Consider the following 18,922-nt stretch of genomic DNA (forward strand, 5'->3'; position numbering starts at 1 on the left):
ATCGTCACGGTCGAGGATCCGATCGAGTACCATCTCGAGGGGATCAACCAGGTGCAGGTGAACGAGAAGGCCGGGCTCGGCTTCGCCGCCGCGCTGCGCTCGATCGTGCGTCAGGACCCGGACATCATCCTCGTCGGCGAGATCCGCGACGCCGAGACCGCGGGCATCGCGGTGAAGGCGGGCCTCACCGGCCACCTCGTGCTCTCGACGCTCCATACCATCGACTCCTCGTCGGCGATCGGTCGGCTTGCCGACATCGGTGGTGTGGAGATGGGCGCGCTCTCGGGCGCGCTCAAGGGCGTCGTGGCACAGCGGCTCGTGCGGCGGCTCTGCGAGTCGTGCTGCAGCTCGATCACGCTCGCCGACCTGCCGGTGGCGCAGCAGGCGCTGCTGATCGGCCGGAAGACGGAGAAGCTGCGCCGTGCCGTGGGCTGCGAGGCGTGCCGCGGCACCGGCTACCGCGGCCGGATGGTGGTCGCCGAGGTCCTGCTCGTCTCCGACGGATGCGGAGCGCGATCGCGCGACGCGCCGACCGGGTGGAGCTGCTCGAGCTCGCCAAGCGCGGCGGAATGATCCCGATGTGGGAGGCGGGCCTCCGACGCGTCGTGGAAGGCCTGACGTCGCTGCCGGAGCTGTTGGACAACGTGCCGGCGCCGATGGCGGAGCAGCAGGCGGAGCAACTGGATGTCGACGCGGTCGTGGCGCGACTGCTCGGGCGGACTCCGCCGGGCGCTTCGTCGGGTGCGCCGGCCGCCGCACCCGCCCCGGGCGCGGCGACCGCGGTCGCCGCGCCGCCGATGGCGATGACTCCGGTCGTGAGCGCGCCTGCCGGCCCGTCGCACCCGGTCGTGCTGCGACCGCCGCGGCAACTCCCCGCCGACGCGCCCCGCGTGCTCGTGGCCCTCGACTCACGCGACGAGCGGCGCGCCGTCCGCAGCGCGCTCGAGGACGCCGGCTGCTCGGTGATCGAGGCCGCCGACGGCGAGGCCGCACTCGCCTACACGCGACGGCTCGCCCCCGCGCTCGTGATCACCGAACTCGTGCTGCCCAAGCTCGACGGCTACGCGCTCGCGCAGGCGCTCGGCGACGACGGCGGACCGCCCTGCATCGCCTTCACGGTGCAGAGCGACGAGCAGGCGCTCGTCTGGGCGCGGGAGTGCGGCTGCTGCGCGGTCGTGCCCGCGCACGACGGCCCGGCCGCGCTCGCGACCGCCGCACGCGAGGCGCTCGCGGCGGCGGGACGGCAGATCCGGCTCGCGATCTGAGCCGGCGGCCGGCAGCGGCGGAAGAGGTATCGACAGCTTCAGGAAGAAGCGCGTCGCTCGTGCGGAGGACGCGCTCCAGACGGAACGGCTGCGGCTCGAGCATCCGTGCGCCGTACCCGAGATAGACCACGGTGCCGGGCTGAGGCGTGTAGGCGAGGAGCAGGTCGCCGCTCAAACGGTTGGTCTGCCCGGAGGTCGTACGGACATAGGTCCCGTTGCGATCGCGCTGGAGGAGCGGGTAGTCGGTCCGCGAGTCGTCGCGCAGCGCGTCGGTGGCGGAAGCGACGTACTCGCCGATGACGCGCACGAAGAAGGGGCGGGAGACCTGGTACTCGATCTTGAGGCGCGGATTGCGCGTGATGCCGACCAGCGAGTGGTCGGTACGGCGCTTGTACTCCTGGATCTGGTACGTCGCGTCCACGCGGATGCGCTCCGACGGCCGCGCGTTCAGCGTGAACTGGGCGTACAGGATGTCCGCCGAGGCCCACTCGAAGAAGTTCTCGTCCTGCCCCCACACGAGCGACCCGCTCGCCTGGAAGTACTTGAATCGCGGCGACGTGAAGCTCGCGACCCAGTCCCGGTTCGGGAGCCGCGGCGTGCCGACGAACGGCAACGTGTCGAGCCCGCCGAGGCCGTCCGGCGCCTCGATGCGGTAGAGATCGGCGTAGAAGCTGGGGTCGTAGCCGAAGGTCTCCACGAGGAGCGAGCCGCCGATGATCCAGCCGCCTCGGAACTGCGTGCTCGTGTTGAAGTGCAACTTCTTGTCGCGCGCATCGCCGCGCTCCATGAAGCGCGCGTAGTTCCAGGTGCCGTCGAACAGCATGCTGTACGCGAAGGTCTCGATGCGGGCGCCCCGCTCGAAGAACCAGGTGTAGCGCGGCGCGATGCTGGCGTGCACCTCGCCGGGGCGCGAGATGAAGCCGGAGCGCGTGACGAAGTCCTGGTCGATGCCGCTGAACGCCGCGCGCACGCCGAAGGCGCGGCCGTCCCGCGCGAGATTGGTCTGGAACAGCGGGGCGGTCGTGACGATGCCGTTCACCGCATTGCGCGCGGCCGCGAGCTGGAACGACCCGGAGTAGATCCGGTTCGTGACCGCGCGCCCGTCGACGCTCAGCACGCGGTTGCTCGCATCGCCGTCGATGCGGTCGGTGTAGGTGAGCGCGAGGCGCGACTGCGCGCCGAGGTCACGCGACACGCGCAGGATGTTGAAGAGCGGGTTGTCCCCCGTCGCCGACGTGCTGCGGTCGTCGACCGCGGTCATGTAGGCGACGTTGGTCGCGCCCATCTTGCCGGCGACCTTCGCCGCCGCCTCCGGCCGGACCAGGCGGCGCGTGTACACGAGGTTGTTCGGGGTCTGGAACTGCTCGATGCCGTCGATGAAGAACGGACGCCGCTCGGGGAAGAAGACCTGCCGCCGCGGGTCGAAGTTCACCTGATTGACGTCCGCCTCGACCTGCGAGAAGTCGGGATTGAACGTGCCGTTGAACGTCAGATTGTTGGTGATGCCCCACCGCACGGTCGCACCGAGCTGCGGCTTCCCGGTGCTGTAGTCCCACGACGTCGGGCCCGGCAGACCGTCGACACGGTCGGTGAGTTCGGGCGTCACGTCGAGCACCAGGCCGCGGTGCAGGTCGGTCAGCCCCTTGAGCGTCCCCGACTGGGCGATGAAGCTCGCGTTGCCGCGCAACGCCGGCGTCCAGCTGTCCTCGTAGTTGGAGTGCTGCACCTTCCGGACGACGTTGAATCCCCACGTCTGATCGGCCACCGACTGGAAACGGAGGCTCTTGAACGGGATCGTGACCTCGACCTCGTACCCCCAATCGGTGAGTCGGCCCTTCGACCGGAAGACGTAGTCCTGCGAGAGATCCGCGCTCTCGCGCGCCGCGGTCGCGCCGCCGCTCATGAAGCCGCCGCCACGGTTCCCCCGACTCCTGAGCGAGCCGTCGGACTGGATGCCGAACGGATTCACCGCGAACATCACCGCCTGCCGGCCATCGTTGAACGTACCGATCAGGGAACTGCACCTGGTCGTCGGTCGAGATGCGGTCGCGCTCGGCCAGCGTCGCGCGTACCGTCCCGTGCGGCTCGAACGCGCGCACACCGAAGTGGATCGCGGTCGCCGAGTACCAGACGAGGACCTGCGTCGAGTCCGAGGCCGGGATGCCGTCCTGCGGCGAGAACTGGGAGAAGCCGTTGAGGATCGCGGCCTGCTTCCAGACCGGCTCGTCGAGCTTGCCGTCGACGACGATCTCCGCGGCGACGCGCGGGGGCCGCACCGCGGTCTCGCCGGCACGTCCGTTGTGCACCGGCGGATCGCTGGCGACGAGCGCGAGAAGGAGCGGGAGAGCGAGCATGGCGAGGGGTCGGAGGGTCGGGGTAATCTGGGGTGCCCCAGCCGCCTACGCATCCCGCGGACGAAAGGTTGCCGCCCCGCGACGGGCGGTGCAACGTTGGGCATGACTTCCCTCTCCCGCCGCGCGCTGCTCCAGCTCGCCGGCCTCGCCGCTCTCCCTTCCCTCGCCCGTGCGGATCAGGCCGCGGACGGATGGGAGGACCTCGTCCACGAGCGCGCGCACGAACGCGCGCACGACGCCGGTCGCTCGGCCCCGCCGGTGCCGTTGCGCGCCGACGAGCGCGCGACCATCTCGGCGATCGCCGACGGCCTGCTGCCGCGCACCGACACGCCGGGGCACTCGACGTCGGCGCGGTCGGATTCGTCGAGGTGCTCGTCGCGGAGTGGATGACCGAGGGCGAGCTCGTCGAGTTCCGCGGCGGCCTCGCCGCGATCGACCGGCATGCGGTCGCGACGCATGGCCGCGCTGGCCGGCGCTCGGTGCGGACGAGCGCGAGCGCGAGTTCGCCTTCCTCGAGGACACCCGCGATCCCGCGCTCGAGGAGCGACGCACCTACCGGCGGCTGCGCGGCCACCTGTTGCACGGCTATCTCACGAGCGAACGCGTGCGGCGCGAGGTGCTCAAGGTGAACATCACGCCGGGGCACTACCGCGGCGACGTGCCGGTCGCGGTGCGCGGAGGCGGCGATGCCTGAGTCCAGCGGTCGGCAGCAGCGGCGGTACGACGCGATCGTCGTCGGCTCGGGGATCAGCGGCGGCTGGGCGGCCAAGGAACTCACCGAGCGCGGACTGCGGACGCTCGTGCTCGAGGCCGGCGGGCCGATCGACCCCGCGACGGACTACGTGGAGCACCTGCAGCCGCATCAGTTGCGCTTCCGCGGCTACGGCGACCGCGACAGGCTCCAGCGCGAGCAGCCCGTGCAACGGGACTGCTACGCCTGCGACGAGTACAGCGGCAAGTTCTTCGTCAACGACATCGAGAACCCGTACACCACGCCCGACGACGCGCCGTTCAAGTGGATCCGCGGCCGACAGGTGGGCGGGCGTTCGCTGACGTGGGGACGGCAGGTCTATCGCTGGAGCGACCTCGATTTCGAGGCGAACCTCAAGGACGGACACGGCAACGACTGGCCGATCCGCTACGCCGACCTCGCGCCCTGGTACTCCCACGTCAAGCGCTTCATCGGCGTGAGCGGCGCGCGCGAGGGCTCGAGCACTCTCCCGACGGCGAGTTCCTCCCGCCGATGAACATGAGCGTCGTCGAGCGGCACACGCGCGAGAAGGTGCTCCAGGCGTTCGGCGGAGAGCGCGTCTGGACGATCGGGCGCGCGGCGATCCTCACGCAGACGCACAACGGCCGCGCCGCCTGCCACTACTGCGGCCCCTGCGAGCGCGGTTGCAGCACGCACTCCTACTTCTCGAGCAACGGCTCGACGCTCCCGGCGGCCGAAAAGACGGGACGCCTCACGGTCCGGCCATGGAGCGTCGTCGCCGAAGTGGTGCTCGACCCGCGCACGGGCCGCGCGCGCGGCGTCCGTGTGATCGATGCGCGCACGAAGGTCGAGACGGTCTTCGAGGCGCGCGTCGTCTTCCTCTGCGCGTCGGCGTTCGAGTCCACGCGCATCCTGCTCAACTCGACGAGTGCCGCGCACCCGCAGGGCATGGGCAACGCGAGCGGCACGCTCGGCAAGTACATCATGGACCATCACATGCTCTGGGGCGCCGGCGGGCAGATGCCCGGCTTCGAGGGCTACAAGAGCGAGGGGAGCCGGCCCAACGGCATGTACGTCGCGCGCTTCCGCAACACCAACCGTTCGGGCCAGCATCCCGACTTCGTGCGCGGCTACGGCATGCAGGGGGCGCGGGCGGCCGTGGCCGCTGGTCGGGCGCCGGGCACGGCGCCGACTGGAAGAAGCGGATGCTCACCGAACTCGGTCCCTGGGGCATCGGCATCAACGGCTGGGGAGAGACGTTGCCGCACGAGGCCAACCGGCTCACGCTCGACCCGACGGTGAAGGACGCCTGGGGCATCCCGGCGCTGCGGATCGACTGCAAGTGGCGCGAGAACGAGCGCGCGATGATGCGCGACATGGTCACGACCGCGACCGAGATGCTGGAAGCCGCCGGTGCGACGAACATCTACCAGAACCGGCCCGATGTGGCCCCGGGGCTGTGCATCCACGAGATGGGCGGTGCGCGCATGGGTCGCACCGCCGACGTCTCGGTCCTCGACGCGAACAACGCGCTCTGGGAGGTGCCGAACGTCCACGTGACCGACGGCGCCTGCATGGCGAGTTCGGCCTGCCAGAACCCGAGCATCACCTACATGGCGATCACGGCCCGCGCGTCCGCGCGCGCCGTCGAGCGCCTCCAGCGAGGCGAACTGTGAGCAGCTCCCGTCGTGACGTGATCAAGCGCGGCCTCGCGGCGGTGGCGGGCGCCGCGGCTGCGGGCGCCGCGCTCCCCGGCTCCGCCGGCGCCGCACTCCCGCTCGCCGAGACCCACCGCATGCTCGAACCGTTCGCACCCGCCTACAAGCAGAGCGTCGCCCGCTGGTGCTTCTCGTCGATGCCGCTCGCCGACCTCTGCATGGAGTCGAAGCGGATCGGCCTGCACGCGGTCGACCTGCTGAGCGAGAACGAGTGGGACGTGCCGAAGGCGCATGGACTCGCCTGCGCGATCGCCAACGGCCCCGGCCCCATCGCCGACGGCTGGAACCGCCCCGACCTCCACGACAAGCTCGTCGCCGAGGGGGAGCGCCTGCTCCCGCTCGTCGCGAAGTCCGGGATCCCGCAGATGATCGTGTTCTCGGGCAACCGCCGCGGCATGAGCGACGGCGAAGGCATCGCCAACTGCGTCGCCGGCCTCAAGCGACTGGTGCCGAGCGCGGAGCGGCACGGCGTCACGCTCGTGATGGAGATGCTCAACAGCAAGGTCGACCACCGCGACTACCACGCCGACCGCACCGAGTGGGCCGCGCAGGTCGCGCGCGGGCTCGGCACCGAGCGGTTCAAGCTGCTCTACGACGTCTACCACATGCAGATCATGGAAGGCGACGTCGTGCGGACGATCGGGCAGTACGCGCCGTTCATCTCGCACTACCACACCGCCGGGGTGCCGGGGCGGCACGAGCTCGACGACACGCAGGAACTCAACTACGCGCGGATCGCGCGGGCGATCGCGGCGACCGGGTTCGGGGGGTATGTGGCGCACGAGTTCATGCCGACCACCGCGCCGCTGGTCAAGCTCGCCGAGGCGCAGAGGATCTTCGCTGGACCCTGACTGCAACTGCTTTCACCACAGAGTCACAGAGGGCACAGAGAACTGCGGAGAACTGCTTCTGCCTGGGGGACCGCAACTGCCACGACCCGAACGCGCAGTCCCCCAAGGAGTCGCCTCCGCCGTCCTCTGTGCCCTCTGTGCCCTCTGTGGTGAACGCCGTTGCAGTTCAGCGAAGCACCTCAGGGCAGCGGCGCACACCCCACCACGTTGGCGCACTTCGGATCGAGGGGCGGCAACCCGAGCCGCGCGAGTTCCTTGTTCACGGCCGCGAGGTCCGTCGACCAGACCTGCTGCAGCCGGTCGGTGTACCCCTTGAGCTCGCGTTCGAGGATGCCGTAGATCTCCGGCATGTTGGTCGTCGGCCGCCCGTCGCCGCGCTCGGCCATCGAGAGCAGGTTCGCCAGCCGGTTGTTCACGCGGATCGGGAAGTTGAGCGGATCCTGCCCGCTCTGGTTCTTCACCTGGTAGACGTCGTCCTCGACGTCCGAGGCGTTGCGCACGAGGGTCGCACCGGCGGTGCGCAGGCGGCGGTCGTCGTTGCGCTTCTGCCGCTCCTCGAGCTGCGCCTTCACGCGCCGGATCTCGATCACCGCCATGTTCGCCTCGTTCGCCTTGTCGCGCACCATCCGACCGAACTGGTACTGCGCGTGGAGGTCGGCATCGGTGACCTCGGGCAGGAACGGATTGCGCTGCACCGTCAGCGGCGCGGTCATCGCCTGGCCGTCGGCGACGAGCCGCACCGTGTAGCGGCCCGCCGGCACGGCGGGCCCTGCGAGTCCCGCGCCCCAGAGGATCATGCCGTCGAAGCCGGTGATCGGCGTCGTGCGCAGATCCCACTCGAAGCGATTGAAACCCGGATTGACGGGGATGAAGGCCGCGCCGCCTCCGCGACGCCGTCCGCCTGCAGCGCCCGCGGCGGCCGGTCGCGCAGGCGACGTGTCGTTCTCCCAGCGCCGCAGCACGGCGCCCGTCGAGTCGAGCACCTCGAGGGTCGCGCGGCGCGGCGCCTGCGCGAGCCGCCACGTGAGCTGCACCGGAGTTCCCGAGCGGACCGCAGCGGGCGGCGCGTAGAGGTGCGCCGCCGCCGACGCCACCGACGCGGTCACCTGCCGCAGCGGCGCGACGTTGTCGAGCACCCAGAAGCCGCGACCATGCGAGGCGATGACCAGCTCGTTGCCCTCGACGATGAGATCCGCGACCGGCACGTCGGGCATGTTGAGACGCAGCGACTGCCAGTGGTCGCCGTCGTCGTACGAGATGTACACACCGTGCTGCCCCGCGGCGTAGAGCAGGCCGCGACGGTTCCTGTCCTCGCGCACCGCGTGGATGTAGTCGTCGGCGCGGATCCCGTCGACGATCCTCGTCCAGCTACGGCCGAAGTCGGTCGTGCGGAAGATGTACGGCGAGAAGTCGTTGAGCAGCGGCTTGCGCACCGAGACGTACGCGGTGCCGTCGTCGAACGCCGAGGCGTCGATCTGGCTCACGCGGCCGAAGTCGGGCATCCCGGGCGGCGTGATGTTCGTCCACGTCTTGCCGCCGTCGCGGGTGACGTGCACGAGCCCGTCGTCCGAGCCCACCCAGATCACGTTCACGTCGCGCTTGCCCGGCGCCACGGAGAAGATCGTCCCGTACACTTCCGGACCGTTCATGTCGCCGGTGATCGGCCCGCCCGACGGTCCCTGCGTCTCGGGCGCGTGCCGCGTGAGGTCACCCGAGAGCGCGGTCCAGTTCTGCCCGCCGTCGGTCGTCATCCAGAGCCGCTGCGACGAGACGTAGAGCCGCTTCGGATCGATCGGCGAGAAGATGATCGGGAAGGTCCACTGCCACCGCTCCTTGATGTCGCGCGACGGCTCGCCCGAGTAGAACCACGGGTACGGATTCACCTCGCGCGAGAGCCCGGTGCGGCGGTTGAACTTGTCGAGATAGCCGCCGTTGTTCGTGCCCGAGTAGAAGAGGTCGGGATCGAGCGGATCGGTGGCGATGTAGCCCGGCTCGCCTCCGCCGGCCTGGTACGAGAACGCCATCGCCCCCGCGGCGGGATCGCGATAGCCGGCGCCCGGTCCACCGCTGCCCGCCGCCGGCGCGGCGCCGAAGCGCTGGCCCCCGCCGAGGTTCCAATTGAACGGCACGCAGAGCGTGCTGTTGTCCTGCTGCGAGCCGCAGACGTGGAACGGGATGTGCTTCGTGGTGATCGCGTGGTACCACTGCGCCGTCGGGAAGTCCTGCGCGGTCCAGTTGCGTCCGAGATCGGTCGTGACCGCACCGCCGCCATCGTTCGCGCCCACCAGGTGGTTCGGGTCGGCGGGGTCGATCCACAGGTCGTGGTGATCGCCGTGCGTACCGTTGCCGATCGACGTCAGCGTCTTCCCCTGATCCGCCGACCGGAAGAGCGACGTGTTCTGCGCATACACCACGTCGGCGTTCTGATGGTCGGCGAAGAGATGCGTGTAGTAGAACGCGCGCTGCCGGATCGAGCGGTTGTCGTTCATGAGGGTCCACGTCGCGCCCGCGTCGTCGCTCTTGAAGAGTCCGCCCTTCTCGTTCTCCACGAGCGCGTAGACGCGGTTGGGATTCGCCGCCGTGAGCGCCACGCCGATCCGCCCGATCAGCCCCGCCGGCAGTCCGGGGTTTCGCGTGATCTCCTTCCAGGTCTCGCCGCCGTCGGTGCTCTTGAAGAGTCCCGATCCCGGGCCGCCCGAGCTCATCTGGTATTCCTTCCGGAACGCCTCCCAGAGCGCCGCGTACATGACGCTCGGGTTCGTGCGGTCGATCGCGATGTCGATCGCGCCCGACCGGTCGTCGCGGAACAGGACGCGCTTCCACGTCTTGCCGCCGTCGACCGTCTTGAAGACGCCCCGCTCCTGGCTCGGCACGCTGTACTTGCCGAAGCTCGCGACGAAGACGATCTCGGGGTTGGTCGGATGGATGCGGATCTTCGAGATGCCGTGCGACTCGCCGAAGCCCACGTGCGTCCACGTCTTGCCGGCATCGGCCGACCGGTAGACGCCATCGCCCGGCATGATGTTGCCGCGGATCGCGGTCTCTCCCATGCCGATGTAGACGAGGTCGGGGTTCGACTCGCTCACCGCGACCGCCCCACCGACGCCGACCGCACCTGGCCGTCGGTCACCGGGAACCAGGTCTCGCCGCCGTCCATCGTCTTCCACAGGCCGCCGCCGGTCGCGCCGAAGTAGGCCTCGTTCCGTCGTCCCACCACGCCCGACGAGGCAATCGAGCGGCCGCCGCGATCGGGGCCGATGTTCCTCCAGCGGAACGCCGAGAGGAAGGCGGAGTCGAGCGTCACCTGCGTCAGCGCGGGCGCGCGCGCCTGCGCGCGGACCTGCCCGGGCAGGCAGAGCGAGAGGGCGACGAGCGCGGCCGCAGCGGCGGCGCGGGCGAGCGGGGGGCGATTCGGATCGGCATGTCGGGACTCTGGCGGGGGGTCGGTGCGCGCACACGTTCAGGTACGTGCGGAGAACGTTGCGCCCATCGCGTTCGTTGTGCCAGCCGCGCGGTCGCCGCCGCGGGTCGATATCTTCTCCCCATGCAACGCACCCGCGCCGTCACGGTCGTCCTGCTGGTCGTGGCGATCCTCACGTCGCCCTTCTGGCTCGCGAACCTGGTCTGGCGCGCCCGGCCCTGGCGCGCCGAACGCGTCCAGCTGGTCGACTACTCGGTCCCGTACGTCTCGGGTCGCGAGCACCAAGGGGCCGTCTGGCTCCTCAATCATGAGAAGTACCGCCCGCCCACCGGCGACCGATGGGAGCTCATCGGCAGCCACGCCGGCTACGACCCGACCGACCGCGACCATCCGCGCCCGATCAGCGCGCTCGACCTCTCGAAGACCGACTGGCTCTACGTCACCGACGCCTACGGCGTGTACGAGGACGACCTGAAGCAGATCGGGGCGGAGATCGCGCACATGGACTACAACCCGAAGGTCTTCGGCGGATTCTCCGACGCCGACGCGCAGGCGATCGCCGACTTCTCGGCGCGAGGCAAGCACGTATTGCTCGAGTTCAATTCTCTCGAGGAGCCGACCACACCGGCCGCGCGTGCCCAGCTCGAGTCGCTCTTTGGCGTGACGTGGACCGGCTGGACCGGCCGTACGTTCATGAGCCTCTACGACACGCTCGACGTGCCGCGATGGGTGCCACGCGTGTTCAAGCAGCAGTACGGGCACGACCGGATGCCGCGCGGACCGACGCTCGCGCTCGTGCACCGCGACGGTCGCCTCCGCCTGATCAGCGACCCGATCCCGACCCGCGTGGCGCCGCGCATCGAACTCACGACGCTGGGCCGGCGCACGCTCCGCAACGTGCGCGACGGCGCGGCTTATCCTAACTGGTTCCCGATCTACCGGGCGGACTCGGCGACCGAGGTGCTCGCCGAGTTCGTGCTCCCGGCGCGCCCGGCCATGAACGTCTGGCGCGAGGAGGAATCGATCCCGCCGCGGATCCCGCTGCTCACCCGCCGCACCGACGGCGGCTCGCATCGGATCTATCTGATGGCCGACCTCGCCGAGACGGGATTCCCGCCCGGGCGCTACGCCTTCACGGGCCTCGCGCGCTATCGCGCGGCGACCCAGCCGGAGATCGCCTCGACGATCCAGAGCCGCGCGCCGGCCTCATCCGGCTCGACAGCAACGAGAACCCGAACGGCCCCGGAGCCCGCGCGATCGAAGCGCTGCACGGCGCGATCAGCGAGGCGAATCGGTATCCCGACGCGAGCGAGGTGACCTTGATGGCCGCGATCGCGCGGGCGCACGGCGTGTCGCCGGAGAACGTCGTGCTCGGTGCGGGCTCGAGCGAGACGCTGCGCATGTGCGTCGAGGCATTCACCTCGCCCACGCGGCACCTGGTGAGCGCATCGCCGACGTTCGAACCGCCCGCCGAGTTCGCGCGCCTGCTCGGACATCCGGTGGCCGAGGTGCCCGTCGACTCGGCGTTGCGGCTCGACCTCGAGGCGATGGGCGCACGGAGCGTCGGCGCGGGGCTCGTCTTCTTCTGCAACCCCAACAACCCGACGGCGACGGTGCACGGCGAAGCCACCGTGAAGTCGTTCATCGCGCGCATCAGGCGCGCCTCGCCCGAGACGGTCATCCTCGTGGACGAGGCGTACCACGAGTACGTCGACCATGCGGCGTACGCGACGTCGATCCCGCTCGCGGTCTCCGATCCCAACGTGGTCGTCTCGCGCACCTTCTCCAAGGTCTTCGGCATGGCCGGTCTCCGCGCCGGCTACGCGATCGCGCACCCCGACACCGCCCGTCGGCTCCAGGGCTGGCGGATCGGCTCCGGCGTGAACGTGCTCGCGCTCACCGCCGCGCAGGCGTCGATCGGCGACCTCACGCACGTCGCGGACGAGCAGCGGAAGAACCGCGAGGCGAAGGCGTACACGCGCGCGTTCTTCGAGCGCGCCGGCTTCACCGTCGGGCCGAGCGACACGAACTTCCTGATGATCGACCTGCGGCGCGATCCCCAGCCGGTGCGGGTCGCCTGCCGCGAGCAGGGGGTCGCCGTCGGGCGTCCCTTCCCGCCCCTGCACAGCTGGCTGCGCGTGTCGATCGGCACGATGGACGAGATGCGGCAGGCGACCGAGGTGTTCCGGAAGGTGCTCGGCTGACCGACGGCGCACGGTATCCATCCGCGCGCGGCGGGACTCGCGGATAGCTTTCAGGGGTCATGATCGAGATCCTCCGCGCGAGTCCGCTGCTCCTGCTCTTCGCCGTCGCCGCAATCGGCTACCCGCTCGGTCGCCTGCGCATCGGCCGCAGCAGCCTCGGCATCGCGGCCGTGCTCTTCGTCGGCCTCGCCTTCGGCGCCCTCGACCCCGCGCTGCAGTTGCCGGAGATGGTCTACCAGCTAGGCCTGGTGCTCTTCGTCTACACCGTCGGTCTCAGCAGCGGCCCCGCCTTCTTCGACGCGCTGCGCCGCAAGGGACTCCGCGACAACGCGTTCGTGGTCGTGATGCTCCTCGTCGCCGCCCTGCTCGCGATCGGATCGCACGAGGCGCTCGGGCTCGGCGCCGGACAGACGGCCGGTCTCTTCACCGGCGCCCTCACGAACACGCCCGCGCTCGCCGGCGTGCTCGAGTACCTCAAGCTGAACGCGGCGCCGGGGCTCGGCCGGGAGACTCTCGACTCCCCGATCGTCGGCTATTCGATCGCGTATCCGATCGGCGTGCTCGGCGTGATCACCGCGATCGCGGTCGCGCAGCGGCTCTGGCGCGTCGACTACCGGCGCGAGGCGCATGCGCTGCGCGACCTGGGCGCCACGCAGGCGCCACTGGTGAGCCGTACCATCCGCGTCGTGCGGCCCGACGGGCGGACCGAATCCGCCGCCGCGCTCGCGAAGCGGAGCGACTGGCAGGTGCGGCTCGTCCGCCTGCAGCGAGGAGACGAGCTCTCCCTCGTCGGCGAGGGTACGATCCTCCGCGACGGCGACCGCGTGAGCGCGATCGGCGAGGTCGACGACGTCGACCGGCTGACGGCGTTCCTCGGGGTCGAGGAGGGCGACGCGCTCGAGCTCGACCGCGGCACGCTCGACTTCCGTCGCGTCTTCGTCTCGGCGCCGCGCGTGCTCGCCCGCCGCATCGGCGATCTCGACCTGCGGCGGCGGTTCGGCGCGACCGTCACGCGCGTGCGCCGCGGCGACATCGACTTCCTCGCGACCGACGACACCGTGCTGGAGCCGGGCGACCGCGTGCGCGTCGTCGCACCGCGCGAACGGATCGAACAGCTCAACGAGTTCTTCGGCGACTCGTATCGCAACCTCAGCGAGATCGACGTCCTCACCTTCAGCCTCGGACTCGTCGGCGGACTGCTGCTCGGCCTCCTGCCCGTGCCGCTTCCCGGCGGCGGAGACTTCCGCCTCGGCATCGCAGGAGGACCGCTCCTCGTGGCGCTCGTCGTGAGCAAGCTCGACCGCACCGGGCATCTGGTGTGGAGCCTCCCGTACGGCGCCAACATCACGCTGCGGCAGTTCGGCCTCGTGCTCTTCCTCGCCGGCATCGGCACGCGCGCCGGCGACGCCTTCCTCACGACGCTCCTGAGCCGCGGCGGCCTCGCGCTCTTCGCCTCGGGCTTCGCCATCACCGTGACGACGGCCGTGCTCACGCTGTTCATCGGCTACCGGCTGCTCAAGGTGTCGATGAGCCTGCTCGTCGGGATGCGCGCGGGGCGGCAGACGAATCCCGCGGTGCTGAGCTACGCGACCGAGCAGACGGGCAACGACGTGCCGAACGTCGGCTATGCGACGGTGTATCCCGTGGCGATGATCACGAAGATCATCCTCGCGCAGCTGCTGGTGGCGCTACTCGCCTGATCGCCGGTGCCGTGCATGCAGGTCGTGCCAGCCGGGGACCTCGCCCCCGGTGAAGCGCCGAAGCCACCGCGCCGCGAAGGTGCGCAGCCGCCCATGCCCGCGGAACCGCCAGCCGTTCATCAGGCCGTCGTCGCCGAGGAGCCAGTAGCCGAGGCGGATCGCGCGGTACTGACGGAGCACCGCGCGCTCGTTGCGCCACTCCCCCGGCAGCTCCGCCCCGAAGAGCCCCGACGCTCCTTCGGGGAACCGGTGCGCCACGTACACGCCCTCGCGCGCGGGCGAAGGAGCGATCTGATCCTGCACCACCGACTGCTCCACCGCCTGGAACCTGTCGTAGCCGAGCGCGCTCAGCTCGCCGACCTCGCGCGCGATGCTCGCGAAGCTCGTCTTGTCCGACTCGAGCGAGACGAAGTCGGGACGCGCCTCGAACGCGCCGAGCGCGCGCACGCAGACCATGTCGACGCCTTCGATGTCGACCTTCATGTAGTGCGGCACCCCGTGCTCGCGGATCACGTCGGCGAGATCGAGCACCGGCACGTCGATCGAACGGCTCTCGGCGCCGAGCCGCGCGTTGCGCTCCGCCCACTCGGGGCGCACGGTGCCCCAGACGGGATTCGCGTCGTTCTTGAAGAAGCGCACGGTGCGCTGACCGGCGGCGAGCAGCGCCGGCTCGACGATCGCCCCTTCGATCAGCGTGAGGCGCCCGGCGTCGATGAACGTCCGCAGCCGCTCGCGACACGCGGCCGCGAGGTCCGGATCGGCCTCGATCGCGACGACGCGGAATCCCTTCCGCAGGTAGTACTCGGAGTCCTCGCCCCGGTGCGCCCCGATGTCGAAGATCAGGTCCCCGTGCTTCGGCGGGTGCGTCGGGCCGGACCGGGCAGCGGCGACATCACTCATACCTTGAACACGATCCCACGCCGCTGCATCACCCGCAACACGCCGTACCAGAAGAGCACGAAGCAGATCGCGAACGCGAGCGAGGCGTCGCGCGGCGGCAGCCAGGATGCGAACGCGCCGCGGTACACGATCGCCTGCACGGCGACCTGACGGCCGTCCACCTCGACCTTCACCAGCGTGTAGATGAGTTTCGCCATCAGCCCGGACCCGAGGAAGGCCGCCATCGGGTTGAGTCCGTACGTCACGAAGAAGCCGGTCCATTTCGTGACGCGATGCACGTCGGTGATCCACATGATCGTGGCGATGCTCACCGCGGCGAGGCCGCCGGTGAAGAGCACGTAACTCGACGTCCAGAGCGACTTGTTGATCGGGAAGGACCAGTGCCACATCAGGCCGAGCATCATGCCGAGCGCGCCGGCGGCGAACATCCCGTTCAGGCGCTCGGAGAGCGGTCGCGGCGAGAGGAGCCAGCGCCCCGTGAACACGCCGAGCATCGCGGTGCCGATCGCGGGCACCGTCGAGAGGATGCCCTCCGGATCCCAGGTGCGGCTCGACTTCCAGAGGTGTCCGTCGAGCAGGAGCCGGTCGAGCCAGGAGGCGATCGAGCGGTTCGGGTCGTCGAGCAGGTTCGCGCCGATGCCACCCTGCCCGGGCACCGGCAGCAGCGTCATCGCGAACCAGTAGCCGTAGAGCAGCACCACCAGCGTGATCACCTGCGACTTGAGCGATCCGCGGCGCGTGAGCAGCGCCGCGCCGATGTACGCGAGACCGATGCGCGGCAGCACGCCGGGGAGGCGCAACTCGGTGATGCGCGTGATCGGCCAGAACGGGAAGGCCGAGAGGAGCCAGCCGAAGAGGATGATCAGCGCGCCGCGGCGCAGGACCTGCCGCAGGATCGCGCCTTCGTCGTCGCCGCGCGCGCGTCGGCCCTCGGCCGAGATGTGCGTCGTGATGCCGACGATGAACAGGAAGAACGGGAAGATAAGATCGGTCGGCGTCCAGCCGTTTCCACGCCGCGTGGGCGAGGGGTGGTAGATCGCCCCCAACTGCCGGGATTGTTCACCAGCAGCATTCCCGCGACGGTCGCGCCGCGGAACACATCCAGCGCCAGGAGGCGCTCTCGGGGGGAGGCGGTCATCGGCGGAAGTTCGCGCATCCCGCGCGCCCGCGCGAGGGCCTCATTGCCACCCCCTGCGGGTGGTGCTATATCCGTCCGACCAATCCACCCGAGGCGCGCGCGTGATCTTCCGCAGCCGATTCCCCGACGTCGTCATCCCGGATGTCTCGCTCGCCGAGTTCGTGTTCGAGCACGTCGCGGGATTCATCGACCGGCCTGCGCTGATCGACGGCCCCAGCGGACGCGTCGTCACGTACCGCGCGCTGCTCGGGCTCATCGGCCGCGTCGGCGCGGCGCTCGCGGCGCGCGGCTTCGGCAAGGGCAGCACCGTCTGCATCTACAGTCCGAACATCCCCGAGTACGCGGCGGTCTTCTTCGGCGTCTCGCGCATCGGCGCCACCAACACGACCGCCAATCCGCTCTACACCGCCGACGAACTCGGCAAGCAGCTCGCCGACTCGGGCGCGCGGATCATCTTCACCGTGCCGCAACTCGCCGAGCGCGCGCTCGCGGCCGCGAAGGGCGTCGGGGCATCGGTCGTCGTGTTCGGCGAGGCTCCGGGCTGCCTCTCGTTCGCGGAGTTCCTCGCCGAGGGCGGCGCCGCCCCCGAAGGCCTCGACGCGCTTCGCCCCGCCGTCCCGATCGACTCGGCGCGCGACATCGTGACCCTGCCGTATTCGAGCGGGACCACTGGGCTCCCGAAAGGCGTGATGCTCACGCATCGCAACCTCGTCGCGAACGTGGCGCAGTGCGACTTCATCGATCCGAGCGGCCCAGGCGATCACACGGTCGGCTTCCTCCCGTTCTTCCACATCTACGGGATGGTCGTGATCCTGTGCATGGTGATGCGAAAGGGCGCGACGGTCGTGACGATGCCGCAGTTCGACCTCGAGACCTACCTGCGGCTGAACGCGGAGTACAAGTGCCGCACCGCGTATCTCGTGCCGCCGGTCGCCCTCGCGCTCGCCAAGCACCCGATGGTCGACCGGTTCGACCTCTCGTCACTCATCATGGTCAACTCGGGTGCGGCCCCGCTCGGCGCCGAGCTCGAACTCGCGGTCGAGAAGCGTCTCGGATGCCTCACGAAGCAGGGCTACGGCATGACCGAGGCGAGTCCGGTCACGCACTTCACGCCGAACGATCCCGCGCTCGTGCGCCATGGCGCGTGCGGTCTCGTCGTCCCGAGCACGGAGGTCCGCGTGGTGGACCTCAAGACGCGGCAGGACGTCGGAATGGGCGAGCTCGGCGAGCTCTACATCCGCGGCCCGCAGATCATGAAGGGCTATCTCAACGCGCCCGAGGCGACCGCCGAGGCGATCGACCGCGAGGGATGGCTCCACACCGGCGACGTGGGCTATGCCGACGCCGAGGGCTTCTTCTACATCGTCGACCGGCTGAAGGAGTTCATCAAGTACAAGGGCTATCAGGTGGCCCCGGCGGAGCTCGAGGCGCTGCTGCTCACGCATCCTGCGGTCGCCGACGCCGCGGTGATCCCGAAGGCGGACGCGGAGGCGGGTGAAGTGCCGAAGGCGTTCGTGGTGAAGCGCGGCGAGATCACCGCGGAGGACATCATGGCCTTCGTCGCCGAGCACGTCGCGGCCTACAAGAAGGTCCGCGTCGTCGAGTTCATCGAGAAGGTGCCCAAGTCGGCGTCGGGGAAGATCCTGCGGCGCGAGCTGATCGCCGCGGAGCGCGCGAAGGGCGCGTGACGTTGCGCGCCCCCAGCGCGCGCACCGCGATCCGACCGCGGACTCCAGCGCGCCCGACACCCCCGCACGATCGCCAACGCGTTCCCCACCGCGCGCTCGCCGGTCGGATCCGACGGGTGGTTCGCGAGCCGCATCATGCCGGCCGAGTCGGGATCGGCGTACACGAGCGCGGTCGAACCGCCGCCGTCGAGATTGAGCGCATCGGGTGCACCGAGCGCGAGCATGAGCGTCGCGAGCTCGCGGAGCGTCATGCCGTCGCTGTAGCCCGCCTGTCGCCCGTCCACGACGACGAGGAGGAGCCGCCGGCCGCCGTTCGCGATGCCGACGGCCGTGCGCGGATGCCTCGCGGTCGCGAAGCTCGCCTGCCCTTCCGTGTCGACACCGTCCGCGATCACGCTGTCGCGCGCCAGCACGGGGCGTCCTCCCACGGCCTCGAGCGGATGGAACGGCAGCAACGACGCCGTCGCGAGCGCCGGATCGTCGACGACCATCGTGCGCGGGTCGCGCAGCCTGAGCGTGGTGATGTGCGGCTTGCCGGCCGAATCGATCGCGAACACCGGCTTCGCCGACGGCGGCGTGACCACGCGACCCGCCGACACATGCGCGCCGGTGGGGACGCCCGGCGGAGTGAACAGGAAGAAGTCGGCGTTCACACCACCGACGACCTCGCAGCTCTGCGCGAGCGTCCGCATCAGTTCCGACGTCTTCGCGCGCCCCACGGCACCCGGTGCGCCCTTCACCGCCCGCGCCGAGTAGCCGCGATCGAGTCGGACGTCGAGCACCTGGATCGCCCACGGCCCGCGCGGCGAGTGGACCGAGTGCAGCAACGCGCCGTCGGCGACGCGGCGGACGCGCACGCTGTCGACCGGGAACGGGAATGCCGAGGGCGCGAGCGTCGCCAGCGGCGGTCGTGCGCACGCGGTGAGGAGCAGCAGGCAGGCAGTGCTGACCAGCATCGGACGGTTGCGCAT

The 18,922-nt window shown here is 70.3% G+C and carries 13 protein-coding genes and 1 pseudogene; 9 read left to right on the plus strand and 5 right to left on the minus strand.

Going from position 1 to position 18,922, the window contains the following annotated elements:
• From tadA to IPJ78_06320, 6 genes and pseudogenes are all read left to right on the plus strand, one after another.
• Window positions 1–573: Flp pilus assembly complex ATPase component TadA (gene tadA, locus IPJ78_06295; GenBank protein ID MBK7906163.1), on the plus strand; the 573-nt coding region annotated here is incomplete at its 5' end.
• Entirely contained in the window at window positions 504–1,265 is a 762-nt protein-coding gene (locus IPJ78_06300) for a response regulator (protein ID MBK7906164.1), read from the plus strand. The genes tadA and IPJ78_06300, both read left to right, overlap by 70 nt.
• A gap of 2,456 nt (window positions 1,266–3,721) precedes the next feature.
• On the plus strand, window positions 3,722–4,009 hold the full coding sequence (locus IPJ78_06305; GenBank protein MBK7906165.1) for a hypothetical protein: 288 nt from the start codon (window positions 3,722–3,724) through the stop codon (window positions 4,007–4,009).
• On the plus strand, window positions 4,002–4,313 hold the full coding sequence (locus IPJ78_06310) for a hypothetical protein (protein MBK7906166.1): 312 nt from the start codon (window positions 4,002–4,004) through the stop codon (window positions 4,311–4,313). The genes IPJ78_06305 and IPJ78_06310 overlap by 8 nt, the downstream gene beginning before the upstream one ends.
• Window positions 4,306–6,007 (plus strand): annotated as a pseudogene (locus IPJ78_06315) (GMC family oxidoreductase). The gene IPJ78_06310 and the pseudogene IPJ78_06315 overlap by 8 nt, the downstream one beginning before the upstream one ends.
• Complete coding sequence (locus IPJ78_06320) at window positions 6,004–6,900, plus strand: TIM barrel protein (GenBank protein MBK7906167.1); 897 nt, start codon at window positions 6,004–6,006, stop codon at window positions 6,898–6,900. The pseudogene IPJ78_06315 and the gene IPJ78_06320 overlap by 4 nt, the downstream one beginning before the upstream one ends.
• A gap of 179 nt (window positions 6,901–7,079) precedes the next feature.
• Here the strand turns inward: IPJ78_06320 and IPJ78_06325 are convergent, their stop codons facing one another.
• Both IPJ78_06325 and IPJ78_06330 read right to left on the minus strand, forming a co-directional pair.
• Window positions 7,080–9,986: a glycosyl hydrolase gene (locus IPJ78_06325; GenBank protein ID MBK7906168.1), complete on the minus strand. Its 2,907-nt coding sequence runs from the start codon at window positions 9,984–9,986 to the stop codon at window positions 7,080–7,082.
• Window positions 9,983–10,204, minus strand: a complete 222-nt coding sequence (locus tag IPJ78_06330; protein MBK7906169.1) for a hypothetical protein — start codon at window positions 10,202–10,204, stop codon at window positions 9,983–9,985. The genes IPJ78_06325 and IPJ78_06330 overlap by 4 nt, the downstream gene beginning before the upstream one ends.
• A gap of 1,040 nt (window positions 10,205–11,244) precedes the next feature.
• Between IPJ78_06330 and IPJ78_06335 the strand changes: the two genes are divergently transcribed.
• Together IPJ78_06335 and IPJ78_06340 are read left to right on the plus strand one after the other, a co-directional pair.
• Entirely contained in the window at window positions 11,245–12,525 is a 1,281-nt protein-coding gene (locus IPJ78_06335) for an aminotransferase class I/II-fold pyridoxal phosphate-dependent enzyme (protein MBK7906170.1), read from the plus strand.
• A 59-nt stretch (window positions 12,526–12,584) separates the two neighbouring features.
• Entirely contained in the window at window positions 12,585–14,225 is a 1,641-nt protein-coding gene (locus tag IPJ78_06340; protein MBK7906171.1) for a transporter, read from the plus strand.
• Here IPJ78_06340 and IPJ78_06345 read toward each other — a convergent pair.
• Window positions 14,214–15,125 (minus strand): FkbM family methyltransferase, encoded by a 912-nt coding sequence (locus IPJ78_06345; protein MBK7906172.1) that lies wholly within the window; start codon window positions 15,123–15,125, stop codon window positions 14,214–14,216. The two genes, IPJ78_06340 and IPJ78_06345, sit on opposite strands and share 12 nt — an antisense overlap.
• Window positions 15,122–16,171: a DUF5009 domain-containing protein gene (locus tag IPJ78_06350; GenBank protein MBK7906173.1), complete on the minus strand. Its 1,050-nt coding sequence runs from the start codon at window positions 16,169–16,171 to the stop codon at window positions 15,122–15,124. Before IPJ78_06350 ends, IPJ78_06345 begins: the two co-directional genes overlap by 4 nt.
• Window positions 16,172–16,364: 193 nt before the next feature.
• Here IPJ78_06350 and IPJ78_06355 point away from each other — a divergent pair, with 193 nt between their 5' ends.
• Entirely contained in the window at window positions 16,365–17,951 is a 1,587-nt protein-coding gene (locus IPJ78_06355) for a 4-coumarate--CoA ligase family protein (GenBank protein ID MBK7906174.1), read from the plus strand.
• On the opposite strand, the gene IPJ78_06360 is transcribed toward IPJ78_06355, so the two are convergent.
• On the minus strand, window positions 17,843–18,922 hold the full coding sequence (locus IPJ78_06360; protein ID MBK7906175.1) for a phosphodiester glycosidase family protein: 1,080 nt from the start codon (window positions 18,920–18,922) through the stop codon (window positions 17,843–17,845). The genes IPJ78_06355 and IPJ78_06360 overlap by 109 nt on opposite strands.

Source organism: Gemmatimonadota bacterium (assembly GCA_016714015.1).
In the GTDB taxonomy this organism is placed as follows: Bacteria; Gemmatimonadota; Gemmatimonadetes; order Gemmatimonadales; family Gemmatimonadaceae; genus Pseudogemmatithrix.